The organism is Nonomuraea sp. NPDC052116, from assembly GCF_040680035.1.
GTDB lineage: Bacteria > Actinomycetota > Actinomycetes > Streptosporangiales > Streptosporangiaceae > Nonomuraea > Nonomuraea angiospora_A.
Window position 1 is genome coordinate 73,911 of record NZ_JBFAWA010000003.1, and the last position, 13,900, is coordinate 87,810.

Sequence of the window (13,900 nt, forward strand, 5' to 3'; positions counted from 1 at the left end):
GGTTCCGCCCAGGTACGGTGAGGTCTCGTCGTGGTGAAAAACGGACACGAAGCGATCCCGGAGATCCAGTACGTCCCGCCGGCGGCCGGCGCGGTCGGTGTCGAAGTGATGCCGATCGCCGAGCTGCGCCGCCGCCTGCATCGCCACGGCGGGGTAGAAGGCGCACGGGACGCCGAGGGAGCCGGCCGCGCACAGCGCCCGGACTTCCACCTGCTCCTCACGGTGGAACAGGGGCTGCTGTGGCACATGATCGACTTCGCCGACTACGCCGCCACCGACAGCACCTGGCTGTGGGTCCGCCCCGGCCAGGTACAGCGCTTCGGCGACCTCGGCGCGGCGACCGGCACTGTGGTGCTGTTCCAGCCCGACTTCCTCGACCCCGCCACCGCCGCCGACGTCCGCCTCGACGACCCCTTCGGACGCACCCTGTGGCAGATCACCGCAGAGGACGCCCCCGCCCTGCACCGGGCCCTCGACCATCTCGCCCACGAATACGGCACCACCCACATGCCGACCCCCACCCGCTCCGCCATCCTCCAGCGGCTGCTCGCCGTGCTCCTGCTGCGCCTGACCCACTTGACCGCACCCGTGGGCACCCCGCCCGCCGAGCACGCGGAGACCTTCCAGCGCTTCCGCGCCGCCGTCGAAACCGGCTTCACCCAGGCCCGCGACGTCGGACACTACGCACGCGTCCTCGGATACTCGCCGCGGACCTTGACCCGGGCCGCGCTCGCCGCGGCCGGCGTCGGTGCCAAGGAGTTCATCGACCGTCGCGTGGTGCTGGAGGCCAAACGCCTCCTCGCCCACGGCGAAGAACCCGTCGCGGGCATCGGGGCCCGCCTCGGCTTCCTCGACGCCAGCAACTTCGTCAAGTACTTCGTCCAGCGCACCGGCACCACACCGGCCACTTTCCGTAGCCGGTACCGCCCGGCCCGGGCCGCCCGCTGAAGCCGCCAGACGTACCTTCAAGCGGCGCCGTGCCGCGAGACGCCGTCCACCAAGGACACGGTGCAGTGCGCTCCCTGGGCGGCCACCTGGTGTCATGACCCGATCCTGGCGATGCATGGCACTCGGGCCCCTTCTCGCTCTTGCTCCGCCCTCATACGTTCGGCGCATGAACGACATATTCGCCCTGCCCACGGGGCCGCTGGCCGACGCGAGCCTCGCCCTCGTACAGAAGACGGAGAGCCCGCCGATCGCCGACCACAGCATCCGCAGCTTCCTGTTCGCCCGCCTGCTGGCCGAACAGGAAGGCTGCCTGAACGATGCGGCTTACGACGAGAATCTGCTCTTCGCCGCCTGCGTGATGCACGATCTTGGGCTGGGCACCCTCGCGGCCGGCCAGGCCCGGTTCGAAGTGGAAGGCGCCGATCTGGCGGCATCCGTGCTGACCGAGCACGGCATCGCCGCGGCGGACGCCGACCGGGTGTGGGAAGCGATTGCCCTGCACTCCTCCCTGGGCATTGCCGACCGGCGCGGACTGCTGACCTACCTGACGCACAAGGGTGTCTTCACCGACGCCGGCGTCTTCACCGACCTCGACGCCGCGATCCTCCAGCCGGTCTACGCCACATACCCCCGACCCGCCGACGACCGCTCTGTCTCGGACGCGATCGTCGAGCATGCCTCCCGATCCCGGGCCGCGGCACCGCCGTACTCGATCGCAGCCGAGTTGCTGCGCCGGCGACAGGCCGGAGAGTGACCTCTGAGCGCCCGAACATGACCTGTTGACCGTGCAGTTCCGGGCAACGCCGGCTTGACGTTGGAGATCACCGCGCGCCGCCACATCGCCTTCGTACGACGCATCGTCTGTCGTACGGCGTATCGCTTCCTTCACCCGGTGGTGTGAATGGGTTCCCTCGTGCGAGGGAGGCGCGCCATCACCCCTTGACGGGAGCCTTGCGGTGTCACGGATGTTCGGCGTCGGGAGGGCGTGTGGCTGCTTCGCTGCGGGTTCGGAGGGCGGTGTATCTGCTGCTGTGCGGGCTCGTGCCGTGGGCGGGGGTGAAGACGGTGTGGACTCTTGGCGGTGATGCCCTTGGAGTGAGCGGGGAGGCCTGGCTGCGGGGGGTCGAGAGCGATGGGGACGCCGTCTATCAGGCGCTGGCGGATGTCGGCATTGACCTGACGGTGCTGGCGGCGCTGCTTGGCGTGTTTCTCGCTCTTGGACTGGTGCAGCGGTGGGGAACGGTCTTTCCGCGGTGGACCCTGTTTCTCGCCGGGCGGCGGGTGCCTGCCTTCCTGCCCCTGGTTCCGGCCTGGGGGGTGGGGTTGTGCCTCAGCGTGTACGGGGTTGTGCTGCTGGTCCTGGCGCCGCTCAGCGTTGCCGGGGTGATTCCGCGGTTCGCGCCACCGGCGCCCTTCACCAGCAGCGGGGACGTGACATGGATGATCTTGTTTGGCGGGCTGGCCTTCGGAGGGCTCGGGGGTGCTCTCGTCGTGGGAGCGTGGTCCTACGGACGGCGCGTGTCTGCGGCGAAGCGGGCCGCCGTGGGACCGGACGTGCCCTGAGGCCGCCGCGCCGCTCGGCCTGCCCGCCGCGGCTCCCGTCCTGGTCCGCCGCGCCAGGCCCGGCAAAGACGGGCCCGGCGTACGTCCATGGAGCGGCTGCCGCTGATCGGCGGCGGGTCGAGCACGGCGGGCTCGTCCCGTCGCGGGACTCGGCGGCGCAGAGCCGTCCTGCTCGGCGTCGTGATGGTCATCACCGGCGCCAGCCGGCGGCGTGAGAAGCGGTGGGCGGCGGGGAAGGCCCATGAGCAGGTCGTGGCCATCCGCGGAGACTTGGCCGAGGCTTTCCCCCAGCATTGTCCTGGTCCAGGACAGTTTCACTACTTTGGGGGTGTGGGCAGCTATTTGTCGAAATTGCGCCCGCGGTCGATTCGCGGGCGGCTCACGATCTTGAGCGTCGTCTGCACGCTGCTGGTCCTCATACCCATTGCCCTGATGATGAGCAAGATGATCTCAGAGGCGATCGCCGATGTGGCATGGCAGGACACGCAGCAACAGGCGGTGCTGGCGGCGGCCGCCGTACGCGCGGGCGTCCTGCCTCGTACGGTCAAGCCGTCGGTGCCCGGGGTGGATCTGTTGCAGGTCGTGAGTCCCAGTGGGCATGTGCTCGCGGCGTCCCCGTCGGCCGGCGGCGAGCCGATGGCGAAACTGGTGCCCTCTTCCGGCGGTTCGATGGAGAACAGCCAGACCTGCGCCAACCCCGCGCCCGGCTGCCTGCGCATCACCGCGCTCCGGGTGGACGGGCCGGGGTCCCCGATCGTCTACGCCGCCCGGCGCACCACGACGCTGACGTCCACCACGTTCGTCAACTCCATCGTGGCGGCGCAGGCCGCCATCCTGGTCGCCGGCGTCGGATGGATCGCCTGGGAGGTCACCGGGCGCATCCTGCGACCCGTGGAGGCCGTCCGGTCCCAGCTCGCCACGATCACCCTCAACCATCTGAGCGATCGCATCACCGAGCCGGAAGGCGACGACGAGATCGCCAGGCTGATCCATACGCTCAATCAGACGCTGCTGCGGCTGGAGCGGGCCACCTACGAACAACGGCGGTTCGTGGCCGACGCCTCGCACGAGCTGCGCACCCCGCTGGCCGGGCTGCGCGTCAAGCTGGAGGAGGCCCAGATACATCCGCAGGGCCGGGACGTGGATGGCCTGCTCACCGAGACCTTGGGCGACGTCGACCGGCTGCAGGCGATCATGGGGGATCTGCTCATGCTCGCCGGGCTCGGATCCAGCACATCCGCGGTGCGCGAGAAGGTGGACCTGGGGGACCTGACCCGTACGGAACTGGGGCGGCGCGCCGATCGGATCCCGGTCCGGGCGAGCCTGGCGGAAGGTGTCACGGTGCAGGGGGTGTCCAGCCAGCTCACCCGCGTGCTGACGAACCTGCTGGACAACGCCCAGCGGCATGCCCGCGAAAAGATCGAGGTCGAGGTGCACCGCGATGGGGGGCAGGCCATCATGGCGGTCGGCGACGACGGCCCGGGCATCCCCGAGGCAGATCGCGAGCGGGTCTTCGAACGGTTCACCCGGCTGGACACGGCCCGCAGCCGCGGGCACGGCGGCACCGGCCTGGGCCTGGCGATCGTCTCCGACGTCGTACGCTCCCACTCGGGAACCATCGCCGTCCTGGACTCCGCCTACGGCGGCGCCTGCTTCGAGGTGCGCCTTCCCCTTGCGCCTTAGCGCCGCCTTCCGCACAGTCCTCCCGATCGGCTACAGAGGCGGTATCACCCGCGATGGCCGGAGCTGAAGCCAGAGGCGGCGAACTGCTCTGCCGTGGGCGCGCGTTCAGGATCGGCGAGCCATTGCGAGGCGAGCCCGACGAGCAGGGCGAGGTAGTGTGATCCGGCCGCCCGGACCTCCCCCGGATCGCTGTCCGGCCCGAGGCCCGCGAACGCCCGCGCCAGCGATGCCCGCGCGAGCTCCTGACCGCCGGCGATCATTCCCCGGATCTCTTCGTCCTGCCGCGCGGACGCCACGGATTCGAAGTTGACGAACCACAGCGATCGGTTGGCCTGGATGGAGTCGATGATCCGTCCCCACAGGGCTTCCTGATCGCCGGACCGCGCCCCGGCGGGCTCTTCGAGCACGGCGAACAGCAGCTCACCCCACTCCGTGTTGAGATCGCGCAGGGCCCGCGTGAGCAGTTGCTCCTTGGACCCAAAGTGGTAGTTGATCGACGCCTGGTTCGCCCCTGACGCCGCGACCAGGTCTCGCACGGTGGTGTGCGCGTACCCCTTGGTCAGCAGGCAGTCGCGCGCCGCCAGCAGCAGCTTGTCCTTCGCACTCACATGCCCTACGGTATCAAATAAACGTTCGTTTAAGATGTTCGTTTAAAACAATCATTTAGAGAGGTTCCATGACCCCGTACGCCACCGCCGCGCCCGCGCCACCCGTGCTGCGCATCCGCGGTCTACGCTGCGAGTACCCAGGAGAGGCCGGGCCGGTCCATGCCCTTCGCGGCGTCGATCTCGATGTCGCCCGGTCCTCCTTCATCGCGATCATGGGACCGTCGGGTTCCGGCAAGACCACACTCATGCACTGCGCCGCCGGGCTGCAGCAGCCGACGTCAGGCTCCATCGAGCTCGACGGGCAGGACCTTCGCTCTCTCGATCAGACCCGGCTCACGCAGTTGCGCCGGCGCCGCGTCGGATTCGTCTTCCAGTCGTTCAACCTGCTGCCCGCGCTCTCGGCCGTCGACAACGTCGAGCTCCCCCTGCGCCTGGACTCGCGGGAGACGACGCCGGCGCGCACGACCGACCTGCTCACCCGCGTGGGGCTCGGCAACCGGGGCAGCCACCGCCCTCACCAGCTGTCCGGCGGTCAGAAGCAGCGCGTCGCGGTCGCGCGAGCGTTGATCACCGACCCCGACGTCGTCTTCGCCGACGAGCCCACGGGCGCCCTCGACATCCGCAGCGCCAGGGACGTCCTGCGGTTGATGCGCGAACTCGCCGACCGCGGTCAGACGATCATCATGGTCACGCATGATCCGGTCGCCGCCTCCTATTCCGACGCCGTCCTCTTCCTCGCCGACGGCCGGATCGTCGATCACCTCCCGCGGCCCACCGCACAGCAGGTCGCCGGCAGAATGGCCGTCCTGGTCGAATCGGCCGAACAGGCCGCCAACGATGCGACGGCGAGCCGATGATCAGAATCGCCATGCGCTCCTTCGCGCATCACCGCGCCACCGCGATCGCCACCGGCCTGGTCGCGCTCGTCGGCACGATCCTGGTCACGGGCATGATGAGCCTGCTCGGCACCGGGCTGGCCCAGAGCACGGCCGCCGCCGACCGCGCGTTCCTCGTGCAGTTCCCGCTCATCATGGGCGGGTGGGCGGTCGCGATCGTCCTGTTCGCCATGGTCTCGACGATCAGCGTCGCGCTCGGCGGCCGGGCCGGGGAGATCGCGGGCATCCGTCTCATCGGCGCCGGTCCTCGGCAGGTGCAGCAGCTGCTCGCCATCGAGACAGCGGCCGTCTCGGCCGTCACGGCGCTCCCCGGCCTGGCCGGCGGCTACCTCGTCGGCTGGATCGTCATGCGCGGCGTCCATGCCGCCGGGCTCACCGACGCGGCCTCGGTCTTCGCGCCCGGCGTGCTCCTCCCGGTCCTCGGCATGCTCGTCGTGCTGGCCGCGAGCGTGCTCGCCGCGTGGATGGGCAGCCGCACCCTCGCTCATCGCAGCCCGGTTGCCGACGCGTCCCCGCCCCCGCGCCGTCGTACCGTACGGCGTCCGGAACGGCGACGCCGTATCGCCGCGACGATCATCATCGCCGCCGGTCTGGCCTCGTCGGCCGCGGTATTCGCCATGGACCCGGCCGACGTGCTCACCACCGCGATGACCGGACCCGGCTGCGTACTCGTCGCCGCCGGCCTGTGCATTCTCGCCCCGGAGCTCGTCGTCACGGCGAACACCACGCTCAGCGCCTTCCGCCGGGCACAGGCCACCGCCCCGTCCCGCCTGGCCGCGATCAACCTCGCCGTGGCCCCGGACCGGGTACGACCGACCGTGACGTTCCTGACCCTCTTCGTCGGCGTCGCCGCCGGCACGCTCAGCATGCAAGGCATCGAGAACAGCGCCGGCACGGCGAACGGCACCGCTCAGGTCCTCGCCTCGATCAACTACTTCGTCGTCGCCCTGATCGCGGCGTTCATGGCCATCGCCCTCACCAACAACCTCGTCGCCTCCATCACCCGGCGCCGCTCCGAATTCGCGACCATGTCCCTGATCGGCGCGACCGGCGCCCAGACACAGCGCATGCTGGTACGCGAGATCGGTACGGCCGCCGCCATCAGCACCGTCGCCGGAAGCGTGGGTGCGTTCGTCACGGTCCTGCCCTTCGCCGTCGTCAAGACAGGCAACCCCCTGCAGGCCGCGGCACCCCTCCCCCACGCCGTCACGATCGTGGTCGGGATCGGCGTCACCCTGGGCGTCACGTCCGTCGTCGGAAGGCGCGTCATCCGCCAGGCGTGAGGTCGTGACGGGCCGGGGAGCGCTCGGTCAGCTCCTTCGCCCTGCGGTGATCGTACGGTGCGCAGAGCCGTTCGGCCGTCCTCATGGCCTGCTCCGCCGCCTTCCTCGCGGCCTTCCGCCGTCCCCCGTGGGCCAGGACGAGGGCGCGGGCCCAGCCGATGCGGGCCGCGGCGCCGGGGTGGCGGGACTGGAACGCGGCCAGGTGCCGGTCGAGCCGGCGCGCCGTGGCGGCGTCCGGGGGCAGGGACACGAGCAGTTCGGCCAGACCGGACCAGCACTCCAGGAGGCCGCGCCGGCCCGCCGGCAGCCGGGCGGCCAGCTCCAGCACCGTGGTCAGCGCCTGTCCCGGGCCGATCCGCCCGAGGCGGGCCGTGGCCGTGAGCAGGCGCATCTCCTGGATGACCGGCATGACCGCGCCGTCACGCAGGCCGAGTCGCTGCTCGTGGGAGCGGCGGCGGTCCGTCGACGCGCGGGCCGCCGCCAGTACCTGCCCGATCCGCTCCGCGCTCGTCCCGTCGAGGCGCAGCAGCGCCTCGGCCTGGCCGATCAGGCACCAGTGGCGGCCGATGTCGTCGCCGCCCACCCGCCTGGCCGCCTGCTCCGCCGTGGCGGCGAACAGCTCCGCCGCCTGCTCGAAGTCGCCGCGCCACAGGGCCGTCTCGGCGAGCATCCCCGCGCAGTTCTCCGCCACCCGGGGGTCGACGGTCCTGGCCCGGCACTCGGTGAACGAGGCGCACGCCGCCTCGAAGTCCCCGGCCGCGAGCAGATCCAGGCCCCTGGCCAGGCGGGCGCGGCTCGCCGGCTCCGTCGGGTGGTCGATGTCGCTCAGCGATCGATCGGCGAGGGCGCCGTAGCGGGTGGCCAGGCGATGTCGTCCGGCGACGCGGGCGATGGTGGCGAAGTTCGCGTACGCCTCCGCGCGCAGGGCCGCGTCCGGCGTCCGGTCGGCGGCGTTGAGCTGGCGTAACGAGGCGGCCAGCATGGTGAGCAGGTCCTGCTGGTGGTAGGCCAGCCGCGCCAGGAACGTCAGCGCCTGCGCCACCTCGGCCTGTGTCGACGCGCCCGAGCGACGGATCGGCAGGACGCGGTGGAGGACCTGGCGGGCGGCGGCCGTCAGGACGGCGGCGGCGAGGCCGGGGCGGGACGTCGGGAGCGGCTCGCCTATCGTGTCGAGCGCCGCCCTGGCCAGACGGGTGGACTCGCGCTCCCTGGCCAGCTGGTGCTCGCTCACGCCCGCCATCCGCAACCACCGCGCCCGAAGGTACGGGGCCTCGCGCGTACGGGCGAGGTGCCGCAGGACGACGGCGCCGGACTCCTCGTACAGACGAAGGCGCAGGCACAACACCCAGTAGCGGTCGAGGAAGCCGGGCCGGCCGGACACCGCCCAGGCCAGCCGGATGTTGTCCAGCTCCACGCCCAGCACGCGGGTGACCTCTGCGTCGGAGGCGTCCTGCAAGGCGGCGGCGTGCCGGTCGAGCAGGCGGGCGAAGTGGGCGGCGTGCCGTTCCCGCACCGCGCGGCGCTCCCGGGGGTTCAGGTGTCCGGCGGCGAACTGCCGGATGACCGGATGCAGGACGTAGCGGCCGGACGGGGTGAGCTGGATCATGCTGTGATCCACCAGGTGGACCAGCACGCGCGGCGTGGTCCCGGCCACCTCCAGCGCGGCCCGCAGCGTGCAGCCGCCGCTGAACACCGACAACGCCGCCAGCGCCGCTCGCCCGGCCGGGTCGAGCAGCCGCCAGGAGGTCTCGAAGACCGTACGCATGCAGGCGTGCCGCGACCGGGCGGCCGGCCCGTCGGCGGACAGCAGGCCGGTGTCCACGCCGAGGCGCTGGGCCAGCTCCGCGAGCGGCACCGCGCGCAGCAGGCCGGCCGCCAGTTCGATGGCCAGGGGCAGGCCGCCGATGGCGGCGCAGATCGCGGCCATCGGGACGGCGTGCGGGCCGGGGTCGAAGGCCGGTTGCGCCCGTACGGCCCTGGACGCGAACAACGCCTCGGCCTCCGGGCCCGGCAGGCCCGGCACCTCGAACGTCACCTGTCCGGGCACGTCCAGCCGGCGTCTGCTGGTCGCGAGGATCCGCACCCCCGGAGCGGTGCGCATGATCCGGGCGATGACCGGGTCGATGGCCGGCAGGTGTTCGAGGTTGTCCAGCACGAGGAGCTGATCGCGGCCGGACAGGACGGCCAGCAGCAGGTCAAGGGCCGGGCGCTGCGGGGAGAGGTCCACGCCGAGACGCCGGGCGAGCGTCGTGACGGCCGCCTCCGGGCCCACCCCGGCGAAGGACACGAACGCGCACGACGACGTGGCGGCGGCGATGGCCAGGCGGGTCTTGCCGACGCCGCCGGGGCCGAGCAGGGTCACGAGGCGTTCGCGGGCCAGCAGCGCGCGCAGTTCGCGGATCTCCGTCTCCCGGCCGAACAGGTCGGTGCGGGGTACGGGCGGCGCGGCGCGGACCTGCCGGCCGGCGGGCGCCGCCTGCGGCGCCCGTACGGAGGTGACGAGCTGCCGGCGGACGGCCGCCGTCTCCGGCGCGGGCTCCACCCCCAGCTCGTCGGCCAGGCGCCGCCGCAGGTCGTCGTAGCAGGCCAGCGCCGCGCCCCGGTTCCCGCCCCGGGCCAGCGCCGTGATCAGCAGCCGGTGCGCCTCCTCGTCGTACGGATCCAGCCCGGCCACCAGCCGCGCCAGCCGTACGAACTGGTCGGGCGGCGCGGAGCCGGCCCCCAGCAGGAGTTCGCGCAGCAGCAGCCGGGTCCGCCCGCGCTCCGACTCCAGCCAGCCGCCGAACGCCGGGGCGTCGCAGAACCACACGCCGTCCATGAAGTCGCCGCGCCACAAGCGCAGCGCCTCGGCCACGGTCGGCGTCTGGGCCAGGCGCCCGTGATCGACGAAGCAGCCGTCGCCGGCGCGGAAGCGTACGTGGTCGCGGGTGATGTCCAGCCACCCGCCCACCTCCTTGCGCAGCTCCGACAGCGCCAGGCGCAGGCTGCCCCGGGCGTTGGCGTCGGGCCGCTCGCCCCACAACAACGCGGCCAGCTCCGAGCGCGGTCGCGGCCCCGGCGTGGCGGCGAGGTAGCAGAGCAGGGCGCGCGTCTTGGCGGCGCGGATGTCCACCGGCCGCCCCGCGACGGCCAGCTCCGGCGGACCGAGCAGCAGCAGGGTCAGCGACTCTCCCATAGAAGCAGCACAGTAGGCGCGCCCCGGCCGCGCGGCTGTGCCAAAAGGCGCATATGGAACGTGCTCTCCGTCACTGACCTGGGCTCTCACGATCCGCTCACGCTGCCGGCCCCACTCTGATGCCGCGTTCCGCGACAGCAGCGGAGCACACCTCACACCGTAGGAGAAACAGGATGCGCACTCAGAAACTGATCCCGGCGCTCGCCCTGACGGCGACCCTGGCCGTACCGGCGGCCCTGGCCGTCGCACCGCCTGCCGGCGCGACGGCCAGGGCCGCGACATGCCGGGTGGAACTGGACTACATCGACTCGAACAACGTGGACGAGTCCGACAACGTGGACGAGATCCGGATCAACCTGGGCGGGATCATGTATCCCGCCGGCAACAACTGGGTCAACATGTGGGCCGGCTCCCGTGCCTACACCGCTTCCTTCGGCAGCCCGAGCGCCACGATCAGCTCCACCGGCTCGGCGCTCTACAGCCTGCGCGAGGTCACCCCGCCGTGGGTCTCCGGCGGCACCACCCTCGGCACGATCACCGCGCAGGGCTCGGTCTGCGCCACGCTCTCCACGGGGCAGTCGGTCGGCCTGGTGAAGACCATCACCGGCACCGACGACACCTACTACTCCTACTACATCAGGCTCGTGATGACCGGCCTCTAGCCTCCCACCGGTGACGGGCCAGGCGTGAACGTGAATGGTCGTACCGGCAGATCCGCAGTGATCCACTGTCGACGATCAGGAGCTTCACCGTGCGTAACCGAGCCAGAGCGGCCGGGGTGTTACCGCTGACCGCGGCCGCGCTCTCCGCCCTGCCCGCCGCCACCGCGCAGGCGGGGCCGGGGCGGAGGCCCGGAGCGTCACCTTGATCACGGGCGACCGGGTGACCGTCGTGGGCCCGGACGCCGTGCTCGTCGAGCGGGGCGAGGGCCGCGATGAGGTCATGTTCCACACCCGCGAGGACGCGGGCCGGTTACGCGTGATCCCCGGCGACGCGCTCCCGCTGCTCAGGGCCGCGGTCGGCGGCTACGCCGTACAGGAGAAACGCGTGCGGGCGGCGCGGTTCTGGTGGGATCTGGCCGGATCCACCGGCCGGGCCGGGCTGCTCGGGGCGCGCGGCAAGGTCTGGCTCGTTCGAGGTGCCGACCGGCGAGGCCGGATACCGCCTGGTGGCCGAGGCCGAGCGCGGCGTTCCCGCCGTGCTCGGCACGCGCGTGTCGGTCGCGTGGACGTTCCGTTCGGCGACCGCCGCGGACGGCACCGTACGGCTGCCGGTCTCCGTGGTGACGTTCGCCCCTGCGCTGAACGCGGAGAACGCCGCGCCTGCGGGCCGGCTTTTCACCGTGCCGTTCTCCGTGCCGTTCACCGTGCCGATCACCGTGCCGATCACCGTGCCGTTCTCCGTGCGCCCGCAGCCGGGCGGCTCGGCGGGACGCCCGCGGGAGACGACCGTCGAGGTGTCCTACGATGACGGCGCCACCTGGGCGAAGGCGGAGGTGAGAGGCCCGGGTGGTGCTGCGGCATCCCGTGGGCGACGGATTCGTGTCGCCGCGGGCCAGGTCCGGCGACACGGCGGGGAATGCGGTGGCGCAGACGGTGATCAGGGCTTACCGGATCGTCGCGACGGGCTGAGCCCGTAGGGACCACGTTCAGAGCTCGCCACCCCGACGCCATCGGGGTGGCGAGAAACCTGGGCCGTACCGGCATAGATCGACGTGCCGCTCGCGTCCTTGCCCGTGAACGTCGCGAGGAGGACGGGTGGATCCAGGATTTGAGGCGGACTTCCGAAAGTTCGTCGTCGACCGATCAGGGGCGTTGTTCCGCACCGCTTACCTGCTGACCGGTGACCGGCACGCCGCCGAGGATCTGGTGCAGTCGGCCCTGGTCAAGACGGCCGCGAAATGGCGCAGTCTGCGCGATCCGGCCGCCATCGAGGGATACGTCCGCCGTGCCATGTACCACGAACAGGTGAGCTGGTGGCGGCGGCGGTCACGCGTCGCGGAGGTGTCCACCGGACGGCCGCCCGAGCGGATCGACGCCGGGCACGCCGACGTCGCGGACCTTCGCCTGGTGATGCGCGCGGCCCTGGCCCGGCTCACCCCCCGGCAGCGGACCATGCTCGTGCTCCGCTATTTCGAGGACCTCTCCGAGACCGAGATCGCGCGCCTGCTCGGCGTCCGCGTGGGGTCGGTACGCAGCCAGATCTACCGCTCGCTGGAACGCCTGAAGAAGACGGCACCTGAGCTGACCACCGTGAGGGAGTTCGGATGAACATCGAGAACCTGCTGCGCGAGACCCTCTCCGACATGGCCGACGAAGAGCGGCCGCCCGCGCCGGAGCGGTTCCTGCGGCCCCGCGAGCGCCGCCCCCGTCGCCGCGGCCTCGCATTGGCGGCGGCGACGGCCGTCGCCGCGCTGGCGGCAGGATCCACCCTCGTGGTCCAGCAGCTGTCGGCGCGGGCCCCCGGTGACGACGTCCCGCGCCCGGCCGTCTCGATCCAGGCGGGGGTCACCGTCAACGTGGCGGCGGGGATCCGGCTCTCGCAGCTGTTCAAGCAGCTGTCGCAGCTCACCGGCAGGCCGGTGGCGGAGTTCGAGCGGGCCGCCAAGGACGGTACGGCGCTCGGCCTGCCGTCCTCTGCCGGGCGGAAGCTCGAAGGGTTCGCCTTCCCCGGCACCTACGAGTTCCCCCCTGCCGCGAGCCCGGCCGAGATCCTGCGGCCGATGGTGGCCCGGTTCGAGGCCGCCGCCGAGGCCGCCGACCTGGTCGACGGCGCCAGGCGGGCCGGCAGGACGCCGCTGGAGATCGTGACCATCGCCAGCATCGTCCAGGCCGAGGCGGGCAGGGACGAGGACATGGCCAAGATCGCCCGGGTCATCCACAACCGGCTGGACCGGAAAATGCGCCTGAATATCGACAGCACGGTCCTGTACGGCCTGAACAAGTACGGCGCCGAGGCGACGCTCAAGGATGTCCGGAGCCCGTCGCCGTACAACACCTACCGGCGTCCGGGCCTGCCGCCCGGCCCCATCGGCAACCCCGGGGCCGAGGCCATCAGGGCCGCGCTGCACCCGGCGCGCGGCACCTGGCGCTATTTCGTGGCGATCGACCCGAAGAATCGCATCCTGAAGTTCGCCACCACCGAATCGGAGTACGCCGCACTGGTCGAGGAGCGCCGCAAAAATCTCAAGGGCAGGTGACCGGCCCGCCGGTCGTCGCGGGGTCGAAAAGGTCTGGATTGAAGGTTTCGCGGATGAAGAGGGCCGGCTGAGCGCTGCCGGGGTCGATGATGAGGTACCACCGGGAGACGGCGGCGCGGCCGGGGCCCCACGAGTCCAGTCCGAGTCCCAGCGGATGGCGCTCGTGCGGCTCGGGCAGGTGCCGTCCCAGCGGAGCGGCGCACGAGCGCAGCAGCCGCTCGGCCCAGGGCAGCCGGCCGAGCGGGGCCAGGACGAGGTTGCGGGAGACCTGGTGGCGCGCGACGGCGAGCGTGGTGCGGCGGACCAGGACGGGAGCCGCGGCGGGCAGGCCGAGCGGCACGGCAGCCTCGGGGCAGATCCGGTCCACGGATGCGCGGGACACCTCCACGGTGTGGACGTCCACGCGCTCGTCCAGGAGGCGTTCGAGCTGGCAGGTGGTGCTGCCGGTGTGGGAGAGGAGGGCCTGGGTCCGGGGGTCGGTGAAGATCTCGACGCTGACGGGCTGCGGCGTGATCGTTCGGGGCATCATGGGGAACCTCACAGGG

General features: G+C 71.9%; 13 protein-coding genes. 9 read left to right on the top strand and 4 right to left on the bottom strand.

Annotated features, from left to right (window positions below):
• The first annotated feature begins 30 nt into the window (after positions 1 to 30).
• From AB0L65_RS06000 to AB0L65_RS06015, 4 genes are all read left to right on the top strand, one after another.
• Positions 31 to 948 carry a helix-turn-helix domain-containing protein gene (locus tag AB0L65_RS06000; protein WP_364240814.1) on the top strand — a complete coding sequence of 306 codons (918 nt, stop codon included), beginning with the start codon at positions 31 to 33 and terminating at the stop codon, positions 946 to 948.
• Positions 949 to 1,114: 166 nt separating this feature from the next.
• Positions 1,115 to 1,702, top strand: coding sequence for an HD domain-containing protein (locus tag AB0L65_RS06005; RefSeq protein WP_364240817.1), 588 nt, complete (start codon positions 1,115 to 1,117; stop codon positions 1,700 to 1,702).
• Positions 1,703 to 1,965: 263 nt separating this feature from the next.
• Positions 1,966 to 2,511 carry a hypothetical protein gene (locus tag AB0L65_RS06010; protein WP_364240820.1) on the top strand — a complete coding sequence of 182 codons (546 nt, stop codon included), beginning with the start codon at positions 1,966 to 1,968 and terminating at the stop codon, positions 2,509 to 2,511.
• A gap of 444 nt (positions 2,512 to 2,955) precedes the next feature.
• Entirely contained in the window at positions 2,956 to 4,194 is a 1,239-nt protein-coding gene (locus AB0L65_RS06015) for a HAMP domain-containing sensor histidine kinase (protein ID WP_364240823.1), read from the top strand.
• A gap of 44 nt (positions 4,195 to 4,238) precedes the next feature.
• Here the strand turns inward: AB0L65_RS06015 and AB0L65_RS06020 are convergent, their stop codons facing one another.
• Positions 4,239 to 4,802 (bottom strand): TetR/AcrR family transcriptional regulator, encoded by a 564-nt coding sequence (locus AB0L65_RS06020; protein ID WP_364240826.1) that lies wholly within the window; start codon positions 4,800 to 4,802, stop codon positions 4,239 to 4,241.
• A gap of 68 nt (positions 4,803 to 4,870) precedes the next feature.
• Between AB0L65_RS06020 and AB0L65_RS06025 the strand changes: the two genes are divergently transcribed.
• Both AB0L65_RS06025 and AB0L65_RS06030 read left to right on the top strand, forming a co-directional pair.
• Positions 4,871 to 5,659 (top strand): ABC transporter ATP-binding protein, encoded by a 789-nt coding sequence (locus tag AB0L65_RS06025; RefSeq protein WP_364240829.1) that lies wholly within the window; start codon positions 4,871 to 4,873, stop codon positions 5,657 to 5,659.
• Positions 5,656 to 6,981 carry an FtsX-like permease family protein gene (locus tag AB0L65_RS06030; RefSeq protein WP_364240832.1) on the top strand — a complete coding sequence of 442 codons (1,326 nt, stop codon included), beginning with the start codon at positions 5,656 to 5,658 and terminating at the stop codon, positions 6,979 to 6,981. The genes AB0L65_RS06025 and AB0L65_RS06030 overlap by 4 nt, the downstream gene beginning before the upstream one ends.
• On the opposite strand, the gene AB0L65_RS06035 is transcribed toward AB0L65_RS06030, so the two are convergent.
• Positions 6,965 to 10,156 (bottom strand): BTAD domain-containing putative transcriptional regulator, encoded by a 3,192-nt coding sequence (locus tag AB0L65_RS06035; RefSeq protein WP_364240835.1) that lies wholly within the window; start codon positions 10,154 to 10,156, stop codon positions 6,965 to 6,967. The genes AB0L65_RS06030 and AB0L65_RS06035 overlap by 17 nt on opposite strands.
• Positions 10,157 to 10,329: 173 nt before the next feature.
• Between AB0L65_RS06035 and AB0L65_RS06040 the strand changes: the two genes are divergently transcribed.
• Positions 10,330 to 10,818, top strand: coding sequence for a hypothetical protein (locus tag AB0L65_RS06040; protein WP_364240838.1), 489 nt, complete (start codon positions 10,330 to 10,332; stop codon positions 10,816 to 10,818).
• 310 nt (positions 10,819 to 11,128) lie between these two features.
• Here the strand turns inward: AB0L65_RS06040 and AB0L65_RS06045 are convergent, their stop codons facing one another.
• On the bottom strand, positions 11,129 to 11,545 hold the full coding sequence (locus AB0L65_RS06045) for a hypothetical protein (RefSeq protein WP_364240841.1): 417 nt from the start codon (positions 11,543 to 11,545) through the stop codon (positions 11,129 to 11,131).
• Positions 11,546 to 11,913: 368 nt separating this feature from the next.
• Here AB0L65_RS06045 and AB0L65_RS06050 point away from each other — a divergent pair, with 368 nt between their 5' ends.
• Both AB0L65_RS06050 and mltG read left to right on the top strand, forming a co-directional pair.
• Positions 11,914 to 12,426 carry a SigE family RNA polymerase sigma factor gene (locus tag AB0L65_RS06050; RefSeq protein WP_350741375.1) on the top strand — a complete coding sequence of 171 codons (513 nt, stop codon included), beginning with the start codon at positions 11,914 to 11,916 and terminating at the stop codon, positions 12,424 to 12,426.
• Positions 12,423 to 13,355 (top strand): endolytic transglycosylase MltG, encoded by a 933-nt coding sequence (gene mltG / locus AB0L65_RS06055; protein ID WP_364240845.1) that lies wholly within the window; start codon positions 12,423 to 12,425, stop codon positions 13,353 to 13,355. Before AB0L65_RS06050 ends, mltG begins: the two co-directional genes overlap by 4 nt.
• On the opposite strand, the gene AB0L65_RS06060 is transcribed toward mltG, so the two are convergent.
• Positions 13,342 to 13,884, bottom strand: a complete 543-nt coding sequence (locus AB0L65_RS06060) for a hypothetical protein (RefSeq protein WP_364240848.1) — start codon at positions 13,882 to 13,884, stop codon at positions 13,342 to 13,344. The two genes, mltG and AB0L65_RS06060, sit on opposite strands and share 14 nt — an antisense overlap.
• Between the last annotated feature and the right edge of the window lie 16 nt (positions 13,885 to 13,900).